Origin of the sequence: Bradyrhizobium sp. HKCCYLS20291 (genome assembly GCF_051167715.1) — a bacterium.
Lineage (GTDB): Bacteria > Pseudomonadota > Alphaproteobacteria > Rhizobiales > Xanthobacteraceae > Bradyrhizobium.
On the sequence record NZ_JBNPTO010000007.1, the window covers coordinates 58,560 to 80,483 of the forward strand.

18 protein-coding genes are annotated in these 21,924 nt (G+C 65.4%); 10 read left to right on the top strand and 8 right to left on the bottom strand.

Annotation, left to right across the window (positions count from 1 at the left end):
• Positions 1–28: 28 nt before the first annotated feature.
• The 5 genes from ACQR07_RS17325 to ACQR07_RS17345 form a co-directional block, all read right to left on the bottom strand.
• Complete coding sequence (locus ACQR07_RS17325; protein ID WP_434903447.1) at positions 29–421, bottom strand: GFA family protein; 393 nt, start codon at positions 419–421, stop codon at positions 29–31.
• Positions 422–612: 191 nt separating this feature from the next.
• Positions 613–1,359 (bottom strand): SDR family NAD(P)-dependent oxidoreductase, encoded by a 747-nt coding sequence (locus tag ACQR07_RS17330; protein ID WP_434903448.1) that lies wholly within the window; start codon positions 1,357–1,359, stop codon positions 613–615.
• 132 nt (positions 1,360–1,491) lie between these two features.
• Positions 1,492–2,226, bottom strand: coding sequence for an SDR family oxidoreductase (locus tag ACQR07_RS17335; RefSeq protein ID WP_434903449.1), 735 nt, complete (start codon positions 2,224–2,226; stop codon positions 1,492–1,494).
• Positions 2,227–2,395: 169 nt separating this feature from the next.
• The gene (locus ACQR07_RS17340) at positions 2,396–4,219 is read right to left on the bottom strand and encodes an IlvD/Edd family dehydratase (RefSeq protein ID WP_434903450.1); all 1,824 of its coding nucleotides are present in this window, start codon (positions 4,217–4,219) and stop codon (positions 2,396–2,398) included.
• Positions 4,220–4,390: 171 nt separating this feature from the next.
• Positions 4,391–5,470 carry a LacI family DNA-binding transcriptional regulator gene (locus ACQR07_RS17345; RefSeq protein ID WP_434903451.1) on the bottom strand — a complete coding sequence of 360 codons (1,080 nt, stop codon included), beginning with the start codon at positions 5,468–5,470 and terminating at the stop codon, positions 4,391–4,393.
• Between the two features lie 297 nt (positions 5,471–5,767).
• Between ACQR07_RS17345 and ACQR07_RS17350 the strand changes: the two genes are divergently transcribed.
• The 6 genes from ACQR07_RS17350 to ACQR07_RS17375 all read left to right on the top strand — a co-directional run bounded on the left by ACQR07_RS17350 (position 5,768) and on the right by ACQR07_RS17375 (position 12,719).
• Positions 5,768–6,829, top strand: a complete 1,062-nt coding sequence (locus ACQR07_RS17350; protein ID WP_434903452.1) for an ABC transporter ATP-binding protein — start codon at positions 5,768–5,770, stop codon at positions 6,827–6,829.
• An 82-nt stretch (positions 6,830–6,911) separates the two neighbouring features.
• Positions 6,912–8,234 carry an ABC transporter substrate-binding protein gene (locus ACQR07_RS17355; protein WP_434903453.1) on the top strand — a complete coding sequence of 441 codons (1,323 nt, stop codon included), beginning with the start codon at positions 6,912–6,914 and terminating at the stop codon, positions 8,232–8,234.
• 242 nt (positions 8,235–8,476) lie between these two features.
• The gene (locus tag ACQR07_RS17360; RefSeq protein ID WP_434903454.1) at positions 8,477–9,430 is read left to right on the top strand and encodes a carbohydrate ABC transporter permease; all 954 of its coding nucleotides are present in this window, start codon (positions 8,477–8,479) and stop codon (positions 9,428–9,430) included.
• Complete coding sequence (locus tag ACQR07_RS17365) at positions 9,427–10,362, top strand: carbohydrate ABC transporter permease (RefSeq protein ID WP_434864507.1); 936 nt, start codon at positions 9,427–9,429, stop codon at positions 10,360–10,362. Before ACQR07_RS17360 ends, ACQR07_RS17365 begins: the two co-directional genes overlap by 4 nt.
• A 129-nt stretch (positions 10,363–10,491) precedes the next feature.
• Positions 10,492–11,475, top strand: a complete 984-nt coding sequence (gene denD, locus ACQR07_RS17370; protein ID WP_434903455.1) for a D-erythronate dehydrogenase — start codon at positions 10,492–10,494, stop codon at positions 11,473–11,475.
• Between the two features lie 74 nt (positions 11,476–11,549).
• Positions 11,550–12,719, top strand: coding sequence for an acetyl-CoA acetyltransferase (locus ACQR07_RS17375; protein ID WP_434903456.1), 1,170 nt, complete (start codon positions 11,550–11,552; stop codon positions 12,717–12,719).
• Between the two features lie 118 nt (positions 12,720–12,837).
• On the opposite strand, the gene ACQR07_RS17380 is transcribed toward ACQR07_RS17375, so the two are convergent.
• Positions 12,838–14,067, bottom strand: a complete 1,230-nt coding sequence (locus ACQR07_RS17380) for an LON peptidase substrate-binding domain-containing protein (RefSeq protein ID WP_434903457.1) — start codon at positions 14,065–14,067, stop codon at positions 12,838–12,840.
• Between the two features lie 246 nt (positions 14,068–14,313).
• Here ACQR07_RS17380 and ACQR07_RS17385 point away from each other — a divergent pair, with 246 nt between their 5' ends.
• Complete coding sequence (locus ACQR07_RS17385) at positions 14,314–14,871, top strand: GNAT family N-acetyltransferase (protein ID WP_434903458.1); 558 nt, start codon at positions 14,314–14,316, stop codon at positions 14,869–14,871.
• A 147-nt stretch (positions 14,872–15,018) separates the two neighbouring features.
• On the opposite strand, the gene ACQR07_RS17390 is transcribed toward ACQR07_RS17385, so the two are convergent.
• Entirely contained in the window at positions 15,019–15,582 is a 564-nt protein-coding gene (locus ACQR07_RS17390; protein WP_434903706.1) for a DinB family protein, read from the bottom strand.
• Positions 15,583–15,747: 165 nt separating this feature from the next.
• Between ACQR07_RS17390 and ybaL the strand changes: the two genes are divergently transcribed.
• A complete protein-coding gene (ybaL, locus tag ACQR07_RS17395) occupies positions 15,748–17,487 on the top strand; it encodes a YbaL family putative K(+) efflux transporter (protein WP_434903459.1) in 1,740 nt (579 codons plus the stop codon).
• 1,197 nt (positions 17,488–18,684) lie between these two features.
• On the opposite strand, the gene ACQR07_RS17400 is transcribed toward ybaL, so the two are convergent.
• On the bottom strand, positions 18,685–19,110 hold the full coding sequence (locus tag ACQR07_RS17400; RefSeq protein WP_434864501.1) for a GFA family protein: 426 nt from the start codon (positions 19,108–19,110) through the stop codon (positions 18,685–18,687).
• 259 nt (positions 19,111–19,369) lie between these two features.
• Here ACQR07_RS17400 and ACQR07_RS17405 point away from each other — a divergent pair, with 259 nt between their 5' ends.
• Together ACQR07_RS17405 and ACQR07_RS17410 are read left to right on the top strand one after the other, a co-directional pair.
• Positions 19,370–20,575, top strand: coding sequence for a CaiB/BaiF CoA transferase family protein (locus ACQR07_RS17405; protein WP_434903460.1), 1,206 nt, complete (start codon positions 19,370–19,372; stop codon positions 20,573–20,575).
• 3 nt (positions 20,576–20,578) lie between these two features.
• On the top strand, positions 20,579–21,745 hold the full coding sequence (locus ACQR07_RS17410; RefSeq protein WP_434903461.1) for an acyl-CoA dehydrogenase family protein: 1,167 nt from the start codon (positions 20,579–20,581) through the stop codon (positions 21,743–21,745).
• Positions 21,746–21,924 lie beyond the last annotated feature (179 nt).

Genomic DNA, 21,924 nt, shown 5'->3' on the forward strand with positions numbered 1-21,924 from the left:
CTTACATGGGGACGGCGGTTCCCGGATGCTACGTGGGATTCTCCGGAAATTGCGGCAGTCCGTCGTTGATCTGCACCCAGGCGATCTTGGTCGAGACCCAGATGTGCTCGGTCGGTGCGAACGCTCCAGGATCGTCGAAGCAGGCCAGCGCGACGCCGACCACCGGGCGGGTGTGGCGCCAGGAGAACATCCTCGTGCCGCAGCGCGGACAGAACATCCGGTCGAGCGCATCGGAGGAGGGATATCGCGCGGTGTCCCCGGTGATCGTCAGCGCGTCATGCGCAAACAGCGCCCGGGCAAAGAACGGTGCGCCGGTCGACAGCTGGCAGTTGCGGCAGTGGCAGATGCGCACATTGATCGGCTCGCCCGTGCACTGGAATCGCACTGCGCCGCAAAAGCATCCGCCGTGATGGGTCGTCATGCGCGCCTCCATGATTCCGAATCTCGGCCTGCTGCAGGATGTGTAGGGTGGGCAAAGGCGCGAGGCCGTGCAGCCCGTGTGACGCAAATCTCTCGCGCGCCGTGCCCACCATCTTCACACGAAAGGCTGACGGTGGGCACGTCGCCGTCTGCGACGGCGCCTTTGCCCACCCCACGAAGCCCAATCGTCAACTAATAAGTCGCGCGGCCGCCGGAGATGTCGAACACCGCGCCGGTCGAGAACGAGCACTCCTCGGACGCGAGCCACGCCACCAGCGCGGCGAGTTCCTCGACCAGCACGAAGCGGCCCTTCGGGATCTTCGACAGCATGAAGTTGATGTGCGTCTCGGTCATCTGGTCGAAGATCGCGGTCTTCGCCGCGGCCGGGGTCACCGCATTGACGGTGATGTTGTGTTGCGCCAGCTCCTTGCCGAGCGACTTGGTCAGCGCGATCAGCCCGGCCTTGGACGCCGAGTAGTGCGCGGCGTTCGGATTGCCTTCCTTGCCGGCGATCGAGGCGATGTTGACGATGCGGCCATAGCCCTGCTTCAGCATGGCCGGCACGATCGCCTTGGCGCAGATGAAGGGACCGTCGAGATTGATGCGCAGCACCTTGCGCCACTCGTCGAGGTCGGTCTCCCACACGGTCTTGTTGATGCCGGCGATGCCGGCATTGTTGACCAGGATGTCGATGGTTCCGAACGCCGCCAGCGTGGCATCGCGCGCGCCCTCGACGGCTTTGGTGTCGGTCACGTCGACCTGCAGCGCCAGCACCTCCGGGCCGATCTCTGTTGCCGTTTTCTCGGCCAGCGCGATGTCGTGATCCCAGATCGCAACCTTCGCGCCCGAGGCCTTGAAGCGCTCGGTGATCGCGCGGCCGAACCCTTGCGCGCCGCCGGTGACCACGGCGCAGCGGTTGGCAAGATCGATGTGGTTCATGGTCGTTTCCCCCGTTGCAATCCTTGCCGTCATTCCGGGCGGAGCGGAGCGACCAGCCCGGAATCCATACTCACGATCGTGGTTATGGATTCCGGGCTCGCGCTGACGCGCGCCCCGGAATGACAGAGAGTTTTACATCGTCCAGCCGCCGTCGATCGTGTGTGCGACGCCGGTAGTGAACGCACTCTCGTCGCTGGCCAGATACACCGCGAGATGTGCGATCTCCTCGGCGGTGCCGAGCCGGCCCATCGGCTGGCGCGAGATGAACATCTCGAGCCCGTTCGGGCCGGCGGCAGCCGCGCGTCCGAGCAGCGACGGCGTCTCGATGGTGCCGGGGCAGATGCAGTTGCAGCGGATCTTCCGGCCGACGAAATCGGCAGCGACCGAGCGGGTCAGCGCCCCGACGGCGGCCTTCGTGGCGGCATAGACGTAGCGGTTCGGTGCCGCTTTCACGACGCCGGCGGCGGAGGCGATGTTGACGATCGCGCCGCCGCCCTGATCCAGCATTTTCGGCAGGAAGGCGCGGATCGTGCGGTGCATCGACTTGACGTTGAGGTCAAACGAGAAGTCCCAGTCGTCGTCGGAGCAATCGAGGATGGTGCCGTTGTGCACGAAGCCGGCGGCGTTGAGCAGGATCTCGACCTTGCCGACCCGCTCGGCCATGGCATTGACCGCCGCGGTGTTGCGCACGTCGAGCGTCGCGACCTCGGCGATGCCCTCGCTCTTCAAGCCGGCGAGGCCCTTCTCGTCGATGTCGGTGGCGAACACGGTGGCGCCTTGCCGTGCGAAGGCGATGGCGCAGGCCCGGCCGATGCCGGCGGCGGCGGCGGTGACGAAGGCGCGTTTGCCCTTGAGGCGGTCGGACATGGGGTCTCCCTGGAAATCCAATCTGATTTTCTTGTGTCACGCGAGCGCAGCGACGTGTTTGCGTTAGCTCGCAGTGCGAACGCGGAGCGACCCCGGGCCGGACGAGGACCCTGGATTGCTTCGTCGCCTCGCTCCTCGCAATGACGGTGGCTGGCTTTGCGCGGCCTGTCTAGTGATTATGCCGTGCCACGCCGACGGTGCCAGCAATGTTCTGGTACCGCGTCGCCAGCTCCATGCAGGCGCCGGTGGCCTGCTGGCCGACGGTGTTGCGATAGAGCTCCTGCCACGGCGTCTGGTTGGCCGGATGCGGGAAGCCGCCCTTGGCCTTCAGCTCCGCACGGCGCTTCGCAACCTCCTCATCGGAGATCAGGATGTTGGCCGAACCCTTGTTGAGGTCGATGCGCACCTTGTCGCCGGTCTTGAGAATCGCAAGGCCACCGTCGGCGGCGGCTTCCGGCGAGGCGTTGAGGATCGAGGGCGAACCCGAGGTGCCGGACTGGCGGCCGTCGCCAATGCAGGGCAGGGACAGGATGCCGCGCTTGATCAGCGCCGCCGGCGGCTGCATGTTCACGACCTCGGCACCGCCGGGGTAGCCGATCGGACCGGCGCCGCGGATGAACAGCACGCAGTGCTCGTCGATCGCCAGGGACTCGTCGTCGATCCGGTCGTGATAGTCCTCCGGCCCCTCGAACACGATGGCGCGGCCTTCGAACGCGTTCGGGTCCTTCGGGTTGACGAGATAGCGGTCGCGGAACTCCTTGGAGATCACGCTGGTCTTCATGATCGCGGAATCGAACAGATTGCCGCGCAGCACCAGGAAGCCGGCGTCCTTCACCAGCGGCTTGTCGTACGACCAGATCACGTCATTGTCGGGCTTCGGCGCGGCGCGGCAATTGTCGCCCATGCTGCGGCCGTTGACGGTGATGACGTCCTCGTGGATGCGCTTGTGCCGCATCAACTCGCCGATCACGGCCGGCACGCCGCCGGCGCGATGGAATTCCTCGCCGAGATAGAAGCCGGCCGGCTGCATGTTGACGAGCAGCGGCACGTCGTGGCCGACCTTCTGCCAGTCGTCGATGTCGAGCTCGACGCCGACATGGCGGGCCAGCGCGTTGATGTGGATCGGCGCATTGGTCGAACCGCCGATCGCCGAGTTGGCGACGATGCAGTTCTCGAACGCCTTGCGGGTGAGAATGTCCGACGGCTTGAGGTCCTCCCACACCATGTTGACGATGCGCTCGCCCGTCTCGTAGGCGATCTGGCCGCGCTCGCGATAGGGAGCGGGAATGGCGGCGCAGCCGGGCAGGGACATGCCGAGCGCTTCGGCCAGCGCATTCATCGTCGAGGCCGTGCCCATGGTGTTGCAATGCCCGACCGACGGCGCCGACGACGCCACGATCTGCATGAATTCCTCATAGCCGATCTCGCCGGCGGCGAGCCGCTCACGCGACCTCCACACCACGGTGCCGGAGCCGGTGCGCTGGCCCTCGTGCCAGCCGTTCAGCATCGGTCCGCCTGACAGCACGATCGCCGGAATGTTCACGGTGGCGGCTGCCATCAGGCAGGCCGGCGTCGTCTTGTCGCAGCCGGTGGTCAGCACGACGCCGTCGAGCGGATAACCGAACAGGATTTCCACAAGGCCGAGATAAGCGAGGTTGCGGTCCAATGCCGCAGTCGGACGCTTGCCGGTCTCCTGGATCGGATGGGTCGGAAACTCCATCGCGATGCCGCCGGCGGCGCGGATGCCTTCGCGCACACGGTGTGCCAGCTCGAGGTGATGCCGGTTGCAGGGCGACAGATCATTGCCGGTTTGTGCGATGCCGATGATCGGCTTGCCGGATTGCAGCTCGGCGCGGGTCAGGCCGTAATTGAGATAGCGCTCGAGATACAGCGCAGTCATGCCCGGATTGTGCGGATCGTTGAACCACGCCTGGGAGCGCAGCTTGCGGCTCTTGTCAGCGCCGTTGCCGGCATGTCCATTTGATTTTGTCATTCGTTCCTCCCGCAGTGCAGCGTGACGACTGTCCGGGCTCCCTGGCTAAGGCGCAATGGCACGAGGTGAGGCTGCCATCATCAGATGCATCGGCCGGCCTCTCACGTCGCCTACGTCTTTCGATCAACATTGTCCCGTTGGCGTGTTTCTAGATCAACAATTTTGGTTGCGCTACCATTTTGTGCCCGAGGCGCGGCCCGACGTCGGCTGCAGCGCCGCAGATGGCCTCTGCAGGGCCGAGCTCTGCCGCTCGATCACCTCGAAGCCGAGATCGACGACGCGCTCGGCGACGACACGCCCTTCGATCTCGTCCATGATCATCAGAGCCGCGCGCAGCCCCATCTCGTAACGATTGGTGCGAACGCTGGTCAGCGTGGGCACGGCGGCGGCCATGAATTCCATGTCGTTGAAGCCGACGAGCGCGAGTTGTTCCGGCACGGCGATATGCCGGCGCTGGCACTCGAACAGCACGCCGAGCGCGAGGTCGTCATTGGCGCAAAACACCGCATCGAGGTCCGGGGCCTTCAGCAGCAGATCGGAAAACAGGCTGCCGCCCAGGGTCGTCGAGGTTGGAACGGCGGTCGTGACGATGAAGCGCGGCTCGAACAGGCCGGCCTCCTTCATCGCGTTCTGATAGCCCTGAAGCCTGCGCTGCACCCTGGGGTCCATGCGCGCGCCAAGGAAACCGATACGCCGGCAGCCCTGGGCGAGAAGATGCGATATTGCCGCATGGCAAGCGTCGACATGCGAGAAGCCGATCATCATGTCGACCGGCTCCGGGCCGAGCTCCATGATCTGCACGACCGGGCAGTCGGCGGCCTGAACCATGGCCCGGCCCTCGGCGGTCTGATCGACGCCGGTGACGATCAGGCCGGCCGGCTTCTGCATCAGGAACAGCCGTAGCAGGCGCTCCTCCTGCAGCAGGCTGTAGCGGGTGTTGGCGAGCTGGATGCTGTAGCGGCTGCCTTCGAACGCATCGTAGATGCCGCGCAGCACGTCGGAGAACACGTTGTTGGTCAGCGAAGGTATCAGCACGCCAATCACCTCGGTGCGCTGCGATGCGAGCGCACGGGCAGCCAGGTTCGGGACGTAGCCGAGGTCCTTCGCGGCGCTCTCGATCCGCAGCCGGCGGCCGGCCGAGACGGTGTCGGGATTACGGAAGAAGCGTGACACCGTGATCGGGCTGACGCCCGCCAACGCCGCAACTTCGGTCAGGCGCACTTTGCCTGGCTTGATGCGTTTCCGTCCCATGGTTCGCTCATAGCATAGGCAGTCTGGTACACAAGCGATATTGACAGCGCTGTCACGCGGTTGCTAAGCGAAGCATTGCTAAAGCGGCGCAAACTACGGACAATGTCGCGAAGCCTGGTTGCAGCTTCGCAGGCACCGAGACGGTTCGAGACGACGCTCAAGAAGCAAGAACAACGAAGCAAGACCAACAAGACGGCCAGACTAAGCAACGACAAACGGCCAGATCAACGGCCGAGAACAACGGTCAGAATGCCGCCGACATGCAGCCGATGCTGTCGGTCATTGAGGAGGAAATTGATGTCGTCGGTGCAAATTCGCGACGTGCGCAAATCGTTCGGCGGATTCGAGGTCCTGCATGGCGTGACCATTCCGATCGAGGATGGCGAGTTCGTCGTGCTGGTCGGGCCGTCGGGCTGCGGCAAGTCGACGCTGCTGCGCATGCTGGCGGGGCTCGAGAACATCACCTCCGGAACCATCTCGATCGGCGAGCGTGTCGTCAACAACGTGCAGCCGAAGGAACGCGACATCGCGATGGTGTTCCAGAACTACGCGCTGTATCCGCACATGACAGTCGCCGACAACATGGGCTTCTCGCTCAAGCTGCGCGGCGCACGGCCCGAGGACATCAAGAAGGGCGTCGCGCGCGCCGCCGAGATCCTGGCGCTGACGCCGCTGCTCGAACGCTATCCGCGCCAGCTCTCCGGCGGCCAGCGCCAGCGTGTCGCGATGGGCCGCGCCATCGTGCGCGATCCGCAGGTGTTCCTGTTCGACGAGCCGCTGTCCAACCTCGACGCCAAGCTGCGCGTGGCGATGCGCACCGAGATCAAGGAACTGCATCAGCGGCTCAAGACGACCACCGTCTACGTCACCCACGACCAGATCGAGGCCATGACCATGGCCGACAAGATCGTCGTGATGCACGACGGCATCGTCGAGCAGATGGGCTCGCCGCTCGATCTCTACGACAAGCCGGACAATCAGTTTGTGGCCGGCTTCATCGGTTCGCCGGCGATGAACTTCCTCAACGGGCACCTGAAGTCCAACGGCTCGGTGTATGTCGAGACCGACAACGGCGCCAAGCTGCCGCTGCTGACGGCGCCGGCGGCGTCCGACGGCCGGCCGGTGGTCTACGGTGTCAGGCCGGAGCATCTCGAGCTCGCCAGCGACGGCATCGAGGCCGAAGTCATCGTGGTCGAGCCGACCGGCTCTGAGACCCAGATCGTCGCCCGCATCGGCACCCAGGACATCATCGCGGTGTTCCGCGATCGCCACGAGGTCAACCCCGGCGAGAAGATCCATTTGCGTCCGCGCGCGTCGGCGGCGCATCTGTTCGACAAGGATACGGGCCGGAGGCTCTGAGCCGGCCGACCGACGCAAGACGACAGAGAACGACGAGCCGACAACAAACAAAACAATCAATATCAACGGGAGAAAACTTCAGATGACGAATTTCCTCACGGACCGGCGGTCTATGCTCAAGGGCGGCGCGACCCTGCTGGCGGCTGCTGCGACGATGTCGGCCGACGAGCTGCTCGGCTATGCCAAGGCGTGGGCGCAGACCTCGCCTTTCAAGCCGGAGCCCGGCGCCAAGGTCAACATGATGCGCTGGAAGCGCTTCGTCGAGGCCGAGGACGTGGCCTTCATGAAGATCGTCGACGCCTTCCAGAAGGCCAACAACGTCACCATCAACATCTCCAACGAATCCTATGACGACGTTCAGCCCAAGGCCTCGGTTGCGGCCAACACCGGGCAGGGGCTCGACATGGTGTGGGGCCTCTACACGCTGCCCTTCCTGTTTTCGAACAAGTGCGTCGACATGACCGACGTGGCCGACTACCTCGGCAAGAAGTGCGGCGGCTGGACCGATTCCGGCAAGGCCTACGGCATGCTTGACGGCAAGTGGATCGGCATTCCCGTGGCGGCCACCGGCGGCCTCATCAACTACCGCATCTCGGCCGCCGAGAAGGCCGGCTTCAAGTCGTTCCCGAACGATCTCGCCGGCATGTCCGAGTTCTTCAAGGCGATGAACAAGAACGGCACGCCGGGCGGCATGGCGCTCGGTCACGCCTCGGGCGACGCCAACGGCTGGACGCACTGGGCGCTGTGGGCGCACGGCGGCAACCTGATCGACAAGGACAACAAGGTCGTCATCAACTCGCCGGAGACCGCCAAGGCGCTCGAATACGTCAAGGGCCTGTACGACAATTTCGTGCCGGGCACCGCGTCGTGGAACGACTCCTCGAACAACAAGGCGTTCCTGGCCGGCCAGCTCTACGCGACCGTCAACGGCATCTCGATCTACGTCACCGCCAAGAAGGAGGCGCCGCAGATCGCCGAGGACATGAACCACGCGCATCTGCCGCCCGGGCTGGACGGAAAGACCCGTGAAATGCATCTCGGCTTCCCGATCCTGGTGTTCAACTTCTCCAAGTTCCCGCAGACCTGCAAGGCGTTCACCGCCTTCATGCTGGAGCCGGAGCAGTTCAATCCGTGGATCGAGGCGGCGCAGGGCTACCTCTCGCACTTCCTCAAGGGGTACGACGCCAATCCGATCTGGACGGTGGATCCGAAGAACACGCCGTATCGCGAGGTCGCTGCGACCGCGACCACGCCGGCCGGCCTCGGCAAGCTCGGCGAGGCGGCCGCGGCCGCGATCGCCGACTTCGTCGTGGTCGACATGTTCGCGAACTACTGCACGGGACGCGAGGACGTGAAGACGGCGATGGCGACCGCCGAGCGGTCCGCCAAGCGCATCTTCCGCTGATGTGACCGCGTAGGGTGGGCAAAGGCGCGCCGGGATCGAAGAGAAATCCCGGATCTCTCCCGCGCCGTGCCCACCGACTTCGTCGCACCACCGAATGGTGGGCACGGCCCTCTGCGCAATGCATGCATTGCGCCGAGGTCCTTTGCCCACCCTACGGTCCGTCGCGAATGACGGATCTATCCCGAACGCCGGTGAGCAAGCTTGTTTTGCCCACCCCCGGTTCGAAGGGAGCTGCTTGAAGAATGAGTACCATCCAGACCTCGCTGCCTCCAGCGGCCGCCATGAGCGAGCCGTCGGCATGGGCGCGCATGAAGACCAACCGCAACTTCGTCGCGCTGTGGTTCATGCTGCCGGCGGCGGCGTTCCTGATCCTGTTCCTGGCCTATCCGCTGGGGCTCGGCGTTTGGATGAGCTTCACCGACGAGAAGATCGGCCGCAGCGGCGTCTTCGTCGGTGTCGAGAACTACGAATGGCTGTGGGACGATTCGATCTTCTGGCTGTCGGTGTTCAACACGCTGCTCTACACGATCGTGGCAAGCGCCATCAAATTCGCGATCGGACTGTATCTGGCGCTGCTGCTGAACCGGCACATGCCGTTCAAGGCGATGATCCGCGCCATCGTGCTGATCCCCTTCATCGTGCCGACGGTGCTGTCGGCGATCGCGTTCTGGTGGATCTATGATTCGCAGTTCTCGATCATCTCGTGGTCGCTGATCAAGCTCGGCCTGATCACCCAGAACATCAACTTCCTCGGCGACACCTCCTGGGCGCGCGCCTCCGTCATCATCGCCAACATCTGGCGCGGCGTGCCGTTCGTCGCGATCACCTTGCTGGCCGGCCTGCAGACCGTGTCGCCATCGCTGTACGAGGCCGCGACGCTGGACGGCGCCACCAGCTGGCAGCGCTTCCGCTACATCACCTATCCGTTGCTGACGCCGATCATCGCGGTCGTGATGACGTTCTCGGTGCTGTTCACCTTCACCGACTTCCAGCTGATCTGGGCGCTGACCCGCGGCGGCCCGGTCAACGCCACCCATCTGATGGCGACCTTGAGCTACCAGCGCGGCATCATCTCCGGCCGTCTCGGCGAAGGTGCCGCGATCGCGACCGCGATGATCCCGTTCCTGGCGGCGGCGATCGCGATCTCCTGGTTCGGCATGCAACGGCGCAAATGGCAGCAAGGATCCGACCAATGACCGAGACCGCTGCGCTGCAATCCAAGACTCAATCGAACGCCACCGCGACTGCGGCGGCGCTCGCCGCCGGCGACGATTCCGAGGGCATGAGCTACCTCGAGTCGCTGCCGCGCCGCCTGATCACGCTGTATCTGCCGCTGGGGATCATTCTCCTGGTGCTGCTGTTCCCGTTCTACTGGATGGGCCTGACGTCGATCAAACCCGACGAGCAGCTGATCGACATGGAGAAGTTCAACCCGTTCTGGGTGGTGCATCCGACCTTCAAGCACATCTCGAAACTGCTGTTCGAGACGCAGTATCCGCGCTGGCTGTGGAACACGATGTATGTCGCGGTCGGCGCCACCACGCTGTCGATCTTCGCCTCGGTGCTGGCGGCGTACGCGATCGTGCGGCTGCGCTTCAAGGGCGCCGACACCGTCGGCGTGCTGATCTTCTTCGCGTACCTCGTGCCGCCGTCGATCCTGTTCATTCCGTTGGCCTCGGTGATCCAGGCCTACGGCCTGTTCGACTCGCCGCTGTCGCTGATCCTGGTCTATCCGACCTTGCTGATCCCGTTCTCGACTTGGCTCCTGATGGGCTACTTCAAGACCATCCCGTTCGAGCTCGAGGAGTGCGCCCTGATCGACGGCGCCAGCCGCTGGCAGATCCTGGTCAAGATCGTGGTGCCCTTGGCGGTGCCCGGGCTGATCTCGGCCTTCATCTTCTCGTTCACGCTATGCTGGAACGAGTTCATCTACGCGCTGACCTTCCTGCAGTCGACGCCGAACAAGACCGTGCCGGTCGCGATCGTCAACGAGTTCGTCGACGGCGACATCTACAAATGGGGATCGCTGATGGCCGGCGCCCTGGTCGGCTCGCTGCCGCTGGTGATCCTTTACGCCTTCTTCGTCGAGCACTATGTGTCGGCCATGACCGGCGCGGTGAAGGAGTAGGGCGGGCTCGTCGAGCTCTCGTAGGGTGGGCAAAGCGAAGCGTGCCCACCGTCTTCCGGCATCGCAAGTGTTGCGGTGGGCACGGCGCTAAGCGCCTTTGCCCACCCTACTTTTTGAAGGAGCATTCCCTTGCATATTCTCGTTCTCGGCGCCGCCGGCATGGTCGGGCGCAAGCTGGTGGAGCGGCTGGTCCGCGACGGCCGTCTCGGCGAGGCCGCCATTACCCGGATGACCCTGCAGGACATCGTCGCGCCGGCGAAGCCCGACACCGGAATCGCGGTCGAGACCATCGCCGGCGACTTCGCCGTGCCTGGCTTTGCCGAGAAGCTGGTCGCTCCGCGCCCCGACGTGATCTTCCATCTCGCCGCGATCGTCTCCGGCGAGGCCGAGCTCGATTTCGACAAGGGCTACCGCATCAATCTCGACGGCACGCGGATGCTGTTCGACGCCGTCAGGCTGATCGGCGACGGCTACAAGCCGCGCCTCGTCTTCACCTCGTCGATCGCGGTGTTCGGCGCGCCGTTCCCCGAGGCCATCGGCGACGAGTTCGTCAACGCGCCGCTCTTGAGCTACGGCACCCAGAAGGCGATCGGCGAGCTGCTGCTGGCCGATTATTCCCGCCGCGGCTTCTTCGACGGCGTCGGCATCCGCCTGCCGACCATCTGCATCCGGCCCGGCGCGCCCAACAAGGCGGCGTCCGGCTTCTTCTCCAACATCCTGCGCGAGCCGCTGGCCGGCAAGGAGGCCGTGCTGCCGGTGTCCGAGGACGTTCAGCATTGGCACGCCACGCCGCGCTCGGCCGTCGGCTTCCTGCTGCATGCCGCGACCATGGACACCGCCAAGATCGGCCCGCGCCGGAACCTGACCATGCCCGGCCTGACCGCCACCGTCGGCGAGCAGATCGCCGCGCTTCGCCGTGTCGCCGGCGACAAAGTCGCCAACCGCATCAAGCGGGAGCCCGATCCCTTCATCATCGGCATCGTCGCCGGCTGGCCGCGGACGTTCGAGGCCAAGCGGGCCCGCGAACTCGGCTTTACGACCGAGGAAAAGACCTTCGATGACATCATCCGCATTCACATCGCGGATGAACTTGGTGGTAAGTTCGTGGCCTGAGAACGCCGCCTAGACCCTGGATTCAGATGGCGCACGTCGCCATCTGAGCGGGACAGACATTCGGGAGAGAGAGCATGACCGCCAGCATCGTCGGATGGGCGCACACGCCGTTCGGAAAGTTCGACGCCGAGACCGTCGAGAGCCTCGTCGTCAAGGTCGCCAATGAGGCGCTGGCGGACGCCGGCATCTCGGCCGGCGACGTCGACGAGATCGTGCTCGGCCATTTCAATGCGGGCTTCTCGCCCCAGGACTTCACCGCTTCGCTGGTGCTGCAGGCCGATCCGGCGCTGCGCTTCAAGCCGGCGACCCGGGTCGAGAACGCCTGCGCCACGGGCTCTGCCGCCGTCCACCAGGGCATCCGCGCCATCGCGGCCGGTGCCGCCAAGATCGTGCTCGTCGTCGGCGTCGAGCAGATGACGCGCACGCCTGGGCCGGAGATCGGCAAGAACCTGCTCAAGGCGTCCTACCTGCCGGAGGACGGCGACACCGTCGGCGGCTTTGCCGGCGTGTTCGGCAAGATCGCGCAGGGCTACTTCCAGAAGTACGGCGACCAGTCCGACGCGCTGGCGCTGATCGCCGCCAAGAACCACAAGAACGGCGTCGCCAACCCGTTCGCGCAGATGCGCAAGGATTTCGGCTTCGAGTTCTGCCGGTCCGAGAGCGACAAGAACCCCTACGTCGCCGGTCCCCTCAAGCGCACCGACTGCTCGCTGGTCTCGGATGGCGCCGCCGCGCTGGTGCTGACCGACAGCGAGACCGCCAAGAAGTTCGCCAAGGCGGTGAACGTGCGCGCAACAGCGCATGCGCAGGATTTCCTGCCGATGTCCAAGCGCGACATCCTCGCCTTCGAGGGCTGCACGGTGGCCTGGCAGCGCGCGCTGGAGAAGGCCGGCGTGACGCTGTCCGACCTCTCCTTCGTCGAGACCCATGACTGCTTCACCGTCGCCGAGCTGATCGAGTACGAGGCGATGGGCCTGACGCCCAGGGGGCAGGGCGCCCGCGCCATCAAGGAAGGCTGGACGCTCAAGGACGGCAAGCTCCCGGTCAACCCGTCCGGCGGCCTCAAGGCCAAGGGCCACCCGATCGGCGCCACCGGCGTCTCCATGCACGTCATGACCGCCATGCAACTCACCGGCACCGCGCCCGAGGGCATGCAGCTCCCCAACGCCAAGCTCGGCGGCATCTTCAACATGGGCGGCGCTGCGGTGGCGAACTATGTGTCGATCCTGGAGCCGATGAAGTAGGCCGAGGTCTATCCTCCGTCATTGCGAGCGAAGCGAAGCAATCCAGGGCCGCGGGTGCTGCTCTGGATTGTTTCGTTGCGTCACTTCTCACGATGCGCGGCTGCTCGGCGAATCCGGCTCATGCCTCCTCCTTGCCGACTCCGTCCGCCACCGCCTTCGCGGCTCGCACCATGGTCACGCCGTGCTCGGCGAGCAGGCGTGCCGCCGGGCTGCGCGTCTCCGGGAACAGCGCGAGCAGCGTGTTGGCGCCGGTGATGAGCGGATAGCCGACCTCCTGGGCGGCGAGCGCGGCGCGGTCGTTGACGCGCCGGAAAGCGTCCGTCGGCTGCGCGATGTCGCCATCCTCGGTCGCGAGGTGGGCCAGCTCGGTGTCCACAAAAGCCTCGGTCTTGGTCCGCAACTGCTTCAGGCTCGCGCGACAGCTCCGCATCACGGCTGCGGCGCTGTCGTCGTCGATCAGTGCGAGCAGCAGATGCTCGAGCGTAGCATGGCGATGCTGCCGGTCGCGCGCATGGGCGATTGCACGCTGGCGTGTCGCCTGCAGCGCTGACGACACCGGTCGCGTCGTCACATCGAGCAGCGCCTCGACGAGTTCCAGGCGCTTGACCGGATCGAGCACCGCCAGCAGCTCGTATTTGTGCGCGAGCGGCAGCAGCACCAGCGCGGCGATCATGTCCGCGACCCTGCCGGGGTGGCGTCCCTCGCCGAACGGCGGCCAGCCCTCGGGCATGCGGATGTTGCGGATCGCAGCGTAGCGCTCGAACCGTGTGACGGCGCGCAGGATCAGATCCGGCGCATCGGCTGCACGGTCCTCACTTATGTCGGACACCTCGGCTTCGAAGGCGCTGGTGTCGCTGCTGAATGCCCTGATCATAACGCGGCGTCCGATCCGGACCTGTACCTTCAGCGTGCCGTCCGGCAGCGGCGTCAGCTCGATCAGGTCGGCGCGCAGGCCGATCTCTTGCAGATCAGCAAGGCTGGGCTCGTCCACCGCGTGCTGCCTCTGCAGCACGATCACGACATCGCTCTGTCTCGCAAAAGCGTCGTTGAGCGCGTTGACCGTCTTCGCTCGACCCACGAACAGTGATTGGGTGCCGCCCGGAAAGGGGACGAAGTCGCGCAGCGGAAGGGCCGGACGCCGCTGTATGTCAGGGTGAATGACCGGCGGCGGCGTCAGCTTGGCGCCGTCACCGCTCTTGATCAGCGCCGACAGCGTGTTCCAGTCGGCCACGCCAAACATCCGGGAGACCAGCTCCAGGCTGTGGCTATGGCTGATTGTGATGGATTTGGTGGTCAGGGACTCGCGCAGTGTCTGCGCCATGACCTTGGCATCGCGAAAATCGCGCATCGCTCAATCCTCTGCAGGAGCGAACCAGGCATGTCAGGTGGTTGCGTTGCTGACCCGGTCGCTCGGGCAAAGGGGGAGGCCACAAAGGCTCGATACGTTCACCAATCCCTGGGAAGGGCGCAACCGGCAGGTCGTATCAACCTACCGGCAGGTTGACGCAAGCAGACGTGGCTGTCAATCCTCGGCGGCGAGAGGTGCAGGCGAAGACGTGGCGCGGCCTGCACCAAGGAAGATGTAAGTCCCATCATGATCATCGAAACCGACCGTCTCACCTTGCGCGAATGGCGCGACGAGGATCGCGCGCCGCTGACGGCGATGTCGGCCGATCCGGCCGTGATGCAGTATCTGCGCGCGCTGCCGACGCGGCAGGCATGCGATCTGTGGATCGACGCCCAGATCAAGCATTGGGCCGAGCACGGCTTCGGCTTCTGGGTGGTCGAGGACCGCGCCAGCGGCACATTCCTCGGCGCGGCCGGATTGTTCAGAATCTTCTTCGAAGCGCCGTTCACGCCGGCGGTCGAGATCGGCTGGCGGCTGGCACGCGCGGGCTGGGGGCAGGGCTTTGCCACCGAAGCGGCACGGGCGGCGCTCGCCTTCGGCTTCGACAAGTTGGGTCTCGATGAGATCATCGCCTATGCCGCGCCCGCCAACCATGCGTCGCAGAATGTGATGCGCAAGCTCGGCATGATCAGAGATGCGGCGTCCGATTTCGATCATCCGCGCATCGAGGCGGATAGTCCGCTGCGGCGGCAGGTCGTGTACCGGCTGCCGCGCAGCGCGTGGGCCGTAGGCGAACTGCCGTAGGGTGGGCAAAGCGGCCGCCGCAGGCGGCAGCGTGCCCACCGTCGGGCGGCGTGTTCTGTGGCAAGACGGTGGGCACGGCGCCACTGCGATCGAGCGCGCGGAGAGGGCACGGCAGCGCCTTTGCCCACCCTACAGACTACAGACGCGTCAGTTCCGCCACACCTTCTCCTCGCTGAAGCCGAGCTCGGCGAAATCCTTCGCCCGCAAGCTGGCATCATCCGCGGGAAAGAACTCATCGAGCTGCGGCGGCTTGACGGAAGTGGCCGACAGCATCGCATGGGCCTGGCCGCGGTGGTGGATGTCGTGCTGGAACAGATGCAGCAGCAGGCGGTCGCAGCGTTCGTTCTGCACCCTTGTCTCGCGGTTGATGCGCACGGTCTCGTCCAGCCGCGACGGCGTCAGCGTCTCGCAGAACGATATCAACCGGCGGTCCATCGCGCTCTGCGCCTTGACCAAATCGGCGAGCCGCGGGAACGGCACCTGATCCTGCCACGCCATCGGGCCAAGCCAGCCGCCTTCCAGCGCATCGATGTAGAACAGGTCGATGATGTAGATGTGGTTCATCGTCTTCTGCAGGCTCGGGAAGAAGCCGGTGCGTTCGGCCGCAAAATCCTCGGCGCTGAGCTGGCCGCAGGTCGCCAGCAGCCGGTGATTGGCCCAGGCATTGTTGTAGGCGAAGGCGCGGAAGGTCTGGACGAGATCGGCGGGCATCGTGTCGAGCGTCCCCATGCTGGCTGCCATCGATCATAGGGACCTCCGGGCGGCGTTGACCATGGCTTTCGCGCGGGCCTCTGCCGGGTCCCACAACATGTTCCCGTGGAACTGTGCCTCACTTGGTCGCGGTGCATCTCGCGGCTGCCTGTGCAAGAAGTTCAGATGCCGCACGATACACCCCTTATTGCGACAATCGTCGCCGGCCTCGGATTGGCCTTCGTCTTCGGAGCGCTCGCGCAGCGGTTCCGGTTCCCGCCGCTGGTCGGCTATCTCCTGGCCGGCGTCGCCGTCGGCCCGTTCACGCCAGGCTTCGTCGCCGATCAGGCGCTGGCGACAGAGCTCGCCGAGCTCGGCATCATCCTCTTGATGTTCGGCGTCGGCCTGCATTTCTCGCTGAAGGACCTGATGTCGGTGCGCGCCATCGCCGTCCCTGGCGCGGTCGTGCAGATCACCGCCGCGACGCTGATGGGCATGGCGCTGAGCTGGACGATGGGCTGGTCGATCGGCGGCGGCCTCGTCTTCGGCCTCGCGCTCTCCGTCGCCAGCACCGTGGTGCTGCTGCGCGCGCTGCAGGAGCGCCGGCTGATGGACACCGAGCGCGGCCGCATCGCGGTCGGCTGGCTGATCGTCGAGGACCTCGCGATGGTGCTGGCGCTGGTGCTGATCCCGGCCTTCGCCAGCCTGCAGAACGGCGACAACGGCGCCGTGGCCGCCGATCCGCTCGCCGCCCGGTTTGGGCTCGGATTGACCGGCGTGCTGCTGCTGACCTTCGCCAAGATCGGCGTGTTCATGGCGGTGATGCTGCTGGTCGGCCGCCGCCTGATCCCGTGGATCCTGCACTACGTCGCCCACACCGGCTCGCGCGAGCTGTTCCGCCTGGCGGTGCTCGCGATCGCGCTCGGCGTCGCGTTCGGCTCGACCAAACTGTTCGGCGTGTCGCTCGCGCTCGGCGCCTTCTTCGCCGGCATGATGCTCGGCGAGTCGCCGCTGAGCCAGCGCGCCGCGCAGGAATCGCTGCCGCTGCGCGACGCGTTTGCCGTGCTGTTCTTCGTCTCCGCCGGCATGCTGTTCGATCCGGCCAGCGTCATCCGCGAGCCGTGGCCGCTGCTGGCGACCTTGTTCATCATCCTGTTCGGCAAGTCGCTCGCCGCGTTCCTGATCGTGGTGGCGTTCCGCCATCCCGCCTCGACAGCGCTGACGATCTCGGCGAGCCTGGCGCAGATCGGCGAGTTCTCCTTCATCCTCGCCGAGATCGGCGGTGCCACCAACCTGCTGCCGAAGGCGGGGCGCGACCTGATCCTGGCCGGCGCGATCATCTCGATCATGCTCAACCCGCTGATGTTCGCAGCCCTCGACCGGCTGCTGCCGCGGCTGGAGCGGCGCCGCGCCGATGCCCCGGTAACGCCGGCGTCCGCGCCGGCCGAAATTCCGGTGACGCAGCTCACCGAGCATACCATCATCGTCGGCTACGGCCGCGTCGGCCGGCTCGTCGGCGAGGCCCTGCAGCAGCGCGGCCACGCCTTCCTTGCGGTCGAGACATCGGAGGACATTCTCAAGCAGCTGAAAAGCGCCGGCGTCGAGACCATCACGGGAAATGCCGCGCGCAGCAACGTGCTGCGTGCGACCAACCCAGCCCTGGCGCATGCGCTCGTCATCGCCATTCCCGAGGCGTTCGAAGCCGGCCAGATCGTCGAGCAGGCCCGTGCCGCCAATCCGGCCCTGCACATCGTGGCGCGCGCGCATTCCGACGCCGAGGTCGAGCATCTCAGATCTCTCGGCGCCGACATGGTCATCATGGGCGAGCGCGAGATCGCGCGCGGCATGATCGAGGAGTTGGATACGCGGCCGCCCGACGCAGCGCCGGAGCTCGCGCCGCAGCGGACCGAGAGCGTGCAGGCGTGAGCTGATCGTTCGGACGGTTGGATGTCTGGCACAGCGGGGGCCTCATGGTTCTCAGGGCGATGCGAGAGCATCGCCTGAACGCGCCGCTCCATGAACGGCTCGTTCGGATCAGCTTGCTGTGCTCGCGGCGCTCCTCACCATGAGGGTTGAGCGGCGGGGTGGCCACTGCACACTGACCATGAACGCGTTGGCAGCGTGCTCAGGGAAAGCAGCCTTATCGAGAAGCGGGAAACTAATCGACCTCGCCGCGGGCGGGACGGTCGTGACTGCGCCCTCGCCCCTTGTGGGAGAGGGCATGTATGGCAGCGCAACGATCTCGGTCGGGTGAGGGGTCTGTCTCAACGAGTTGCGCTCGCGGAGAGAACCCCTCACCCAACCGAGCCTGCGGATCGGCCGGCGATGCCCTCTCCCACAAGGGGCGAGGGCACTGCATCGCACAGCGGTGCGGAGGTAGCAGGCTGGTTTGAGCGCGATCATCAAAGGACAGAGATCGTCTGGCTCCGAAGCCGGAAATATACATCGACCATGAGCGCGTCCTCATGGAGAGGAGAGCGCCACTTGGCGCGCGTCTCGAAGGGCGAGGCCCCGACCTTCGCCTCACGGCTTCTCCCGGCGATGCGCAGGAGACGGCGTTCGGAGCCTGCGCCGATAGCCAGAATTCGCCTGCGCAATCAACCTGATTTGCCCTGTCCAGACCTGCCGCGAAAAATATTCTTGTTTCGTTTTTCCGAAAAACATGTTTCACTCCCGTCATCCTGCTTCGCCACGAGGGGCGCTTCGCGATCGTCACGAACGTTGGAGCAGGGATGCGGTGGCCGCGACGTGTCGCAGCGTGCTTTTGGCGCGCGGACGAACGGCATGGCGCGGACGTGAAGTCGCGTAGTCCCGGCATCCCGATGCTGATGCCAAGCCTGCGGGTGATGATGAGCCCAACGGCGACGGTGGCCAACAAGCCGGTGCACCGAGGAGAGCGCGAAATAAGCGTGAAAACCATCGCGCAGGGAAGGCCGGGTCGGTCCGGCTGAACCTGTGGTTCTCTCCCCGTGCTTTCTTTCGCACGGGGGCCACGGGTGCCAGTCGGCACCCGGCCTTCCCTGCGCCCTCTGTTCGAAGAGGGCGGAAACGATCAGCACAGCTCGGACAGATCCTGTCGCGAGGCCCCTGATGCTCGCCCTTTCGCCATTCGCAGCGATGCCCTCACTCCGGCATCATCTCGCCGGAGCCGCCGAACTCGGCCGGAAAGTCCTTCAGCTTCGGCAGGCCGTCCTTGATCGGCAGCACGCTCTCCGCATAGTTGACGTGCACGCCCGGTGCGAACTTCAGCGTCGGGATGGTCGCGGCATAGACGTCGATCATGCCGAGCGGCGGATGGTCGGTCATCAGGTGCCCGCCGCACTTCGTGCAGTATTTGCGGTGGCTCATGTCGGTCTTGTGATAGGTGCCGATCGCGTCCGCGCCCTTGGTCACGCGCACGTTCGCCGGCTTCCACAGGGTGAAAGCGTTGACCGGACCGGCCGACCAGGAGCGGCACGACGAACAATGGCAATAGCCCATCGCCTCCGGCTCGCCGTCGGCCTCGAGCTCGACCGCACCACAGAAGCACTTGCCCTGATACAGCGTCATGAAAGCGTTCTCCCTAACTGTGTTTTTGGATGTTGGACCGGCATGCTGACACACCTGAACGTTGAATTGGAATCCTAGAATGCTGGTTGCCGCAGGGAACATCTGGTGCAACGCAGCGCTGGTCGTCCGTGATCCGCGCCACGGAATGTTGCGTCGGCGGCAAGTGGACGCATGGCCCCATACGCGCGCGCCCGCTTGCCCCGGAACTCCTGGTACCGTTAGCTCGGGCACAACCACGAACAAGGGAGCGAACGCCGCGATGGGACCGCTTGCGGGCATCAAGGTCATCGACATGACCACCGTGCTGATGGGGCCCTATGCCGCCCAGACGCTCGGCGATTACGGCGCCGATGTCATCAAGGTGGAATCGCCTGACGGCGACGTCACCCGCAAGATCGGCCCCTGGCGCCATCCCGGGATGGGGCCGGTGACCCTCAACACCAACCGCGGCAAGCGCGTGATCTGCCTCGACCTGAAGAAGCCGGCGGGGCGCGAGGCCGTGCTGCGCATGGTCGGGGATGCCGACGTCCTGCTCTACAACATCCGTCCGCAGGCGATGGCCCGGCTGAACCTCGGCTATGAGGTGATATCAGCGCTCAATCCGCGGCTGGTCTATGCCGGCGTGTTCGGCTTCGGCCAGGATGGCCCCTATGCGGCGAAGCCCGCCTATGACGATCTGATCCAGGGCGGCGCGGCGCTGTCGCATCTGATGGCGGTGGCCGGCGACGGCACGCCGCGCTATGTGCCGAATGCGCTGGTCGACCGCATCGTCGGGCTGACCGCCGTCGGCGCGATCTGCGCCAGCCTGGTGCATCGCGACCGCACCGGCCGTGGCCAGCGCCTGGACGTGCCGATGTTCGAGACCATGGCGGCCTTCATCATGGGCGATCACATGGGCGGGCTGACCTACGAGCCGCCGCTCGACAAGGGCGGCTACGCCCGGCATCTGTCGCCGGACCGCAGGCCCTACAAGACCGCCGACGGCTACATCTGCGTCATCGTCTACAACGACAAGCAATGGGATGCCTTCTTCACGGCATCCGGCCGCACCGACCTGCGCGAAGACGACCGCTTCAACACGTTTGCGCGTCGCGCCGCCAACATCGATGTCGTCTACGCCGAGCTTGCGCGCATCTTCCTGACGAAGACGACGGCCGAATGGACCCGGCTGCTGGACGCCGGCGACATCCCGGTCATGCCGATGCACGACCTCGAAAGCCTGCTGCACGACCCGCACCTCGTCGCGACCGATTTCTTTCCCGTCGTCCAACATCCGACCGAAGGCCCGATCCGCACCACGCGCGTCTCGGCGACCTGGTCGGAGACCAGGGCCGAGCCGCAGCGGCTGGCGGGGCGGCCAAACGAGCACGGTGAGGAGATCCTGCGCGAGCTCGGTTTCTCGGCCGATGAGATCGCCGCGATGATCCGCCAGGGCGTAACGACGCCGTCGCCTGCGAAGGAGTGATCGATGGATTTCGCGCTCTCCGCCAATCAGCAATCGATCCGCGACGCGGTGGCCAAGATCTGCACTGATTTCGATGACGCCTACTGGCTGAAGAAGGACAAGGAGGGCGGCTTTCCCGCCGACTTCCACAAGGCGATGGCCGACGCCGGCTGGCTCGGCATCTGCATCCCGGAAGAGTATGGCGGCTCGGGCCTCGGCATTCTCGATGCCGCGATCATGATGCGCACGATTGCGGAATCCGGCGCCGGCATGAGCGGCGCCTCGGCGATCCACATGAACGTGTTCGGGCTCAATCCGGTGGTCGTGTTCGGCACCAAGGAGCAGTGCGCGCGCATGCTGCCCGGTATCGTCGACGGCAGTGAGAAAGCCTGCTTCGCGGTGACCGAGCCGAACACCGGCCTCAACACCACGCAGTTGAAGACCCGCGCGGTGCGCAAGGGTGACCGCTACGTCGTCAACGGCCAGAAGGTGTGGATCTCGACCGCGCAGGTCGCCGAGAAGATCCTGCTGCTGGCGCGCACGACGCCGCTGGAGGAGGTGAAGCGCCCGACCCATGGGCTCAGCCTGTTCTACACGGATTTCGATCGCAGCCGCATCAAGGTCCACGAGATCGAGAAGATGGGCCGCAAGCCCGTAGACTCCAACGAGCTGTTCTTCGAGGATTTCGAGATCCCGGTGGAGGATCGGCTCGGCGAGGAGGGGCGGGGTTTCGACTACATCCTGCACGGCATGAACCCGGAGCGCATCCTGATCGCCGCCGAAGCCGTCGGCCTCGGCCACCTCGCGCTTTCACGCGCATCGGCCTATGCGCGGACGCGCAACGTCTTCAACCGCCCGATAGGCCAGAACCAAGGGATCCAGCATCCCCTGGCCAAGAACTGGATGGAACTCGAGGCCGCCTGGCTGATGGTGCTGCAGGCCGGCTGGCAATACGACCAGGGCATGGCCTGCGGCCCCGCTGCGAACGCCGCGAAATATCTCGCCGCCGAAGCCGGCTTCCATGCCTGCGAGCAGGCGGTCATGACCCACGGCGGCTTCGGCTACGCGCGCGAGTATCACGTCGAAAGATACCTGCGCGAGTCCCTGATCCCGCGCATCGCCCCGATCAGCCCGCAACTGATCCTGTCCTTCATCGCCGAGAAGGTTCTCGGCCTGCCGAAATCGTATTGAAGATGATTTTGACCATGACATGCCAGCGCTCTCTCCCCACGTCATTCCGGGGCGCCCGAAGGACGAGCCCGGAATCCATAACCCCAGGCAGATGTCGTGAGGCGGGATGCCAACTACGTGGGTGCCCCACACGACATCCTGTGGCTATGGATTCCGGGCTCGCGCTGACGCGCGCCCCG

Coding starts and splice junctions, on each gene's coding strand:
- ACQR07_RS17365 (WP_434864507.1), top strand. CDS start 9,427: ATGACCGAGACCGCTGCGCTGCAATCCAAGACTCAATCGAACGCCACC.
- ACQR07_RS17350 (WP_434903452.1), top strand. CDS start 5,768: ATGTCGTCGGTGCAAATTCGCGACGTGCGCAAATCGTTCGGCGGATTC.
- ACQR07_RS17340 (WP_434903450.1), bottom strand. CDS start 4,219: ATGACAAAATCAAATGGACATGCCGGCAACGGCGCTGACAAGAGCCGC.
- ACQR07_RS17385 (WP_434903458.1), top strand. CDS start 14,314: ATGATCATCGAAACCGACCGTCTCACCTTGCGCGAATGGCGCGACGAG.
- ACQR07_RS17390 (WP_434903706.1), bottom strand. CDS start 15,582: ATGCCCGCCGATCTCGTCCAGACCTTCCGCGCCTTCGCCTACAACAAT.
- ACQR07_RS17380 (WP_434903457.1), bottom strand. CDS start 14,067: ATGCGCGATTTTCGCGATGCCAAGGTCATGGCGCAGACACTGCGCGAG.
- ACQR07_RS17360 (WP_434903454.1), top strand. CDS start 8,477: ATGAGTACCATCCAGACCTCGCTGCCTCCAGCGGCCGCCATGAGCGAG.
- ACQR07_RS17400 (WP_434864501.1), bottom strand. CDS start 19,110: ATGACGCTGTATCAGGGCAAGTGCTTCTGTGGTGCGGTCGAGCTCGAG.
- ACQR07_RS17410 (WP_434903461.1), top strand. CDS start 20,579: ATGGATTTCGCGCTCTCCGCCAATCAGCAATCGATCCGCGACGCGGTG.
- ACQR07_RS17375 (WP_434903456.1), top strand. CDS start 11,550: ATGACCGCCAGCATCGTCGGATGGGCGCACACGCCGTTCGGAAAGTTC.
- ACQR07_RS17405 (WP_434903460.1), top strand. CDS start 19,370: ATGGGACCGCTTGCGGGCATCAAGGTCATCGACATGACCACCGTGCTG.
- ACQR07_RS17345 (WP_434903451.1), bottom strand. CDS start 5,470: ATGGGACGGAAACGCATCAAGCCAGGCAAAGTGCGCCTGACCGAAGTT.
- ACQR07_RS17330 (WP_434903448.1), bottom strand. CDS start 1,359: ATGAACCACATCGATCTTGCCAACCGCTGCGCCGTGGTCACCGGCGGC.
- ybaL (WP_434903459.1), top strand. CDS start 15,748: ATGCCGCACGATACACCCCTTATTGCGACAATCGTCGCCGGCCTCGGA.
- ACQR07_RS17335 (WP_434903449.1), bottom strand. CDS start 2,226: ATGTCCGACCGCCTCAAGGGCAAACGCGCCTTCGTCACCGCCGCCGCC.
- ACQR07_RS17325 (WP_434903447.1), bottom strand. CDS start 421: ATGACGACCCATCACGGCGGATGCTTTTGCGGCGCAGTGCGATTCCAG.
- ACQR07_RS17355 (WP_434903453.1), top strand. CDS start 6,912: ATGACGAATTTCCTCACGGACCGGCGGTCTATGCTCAAGGGCGGCGCG.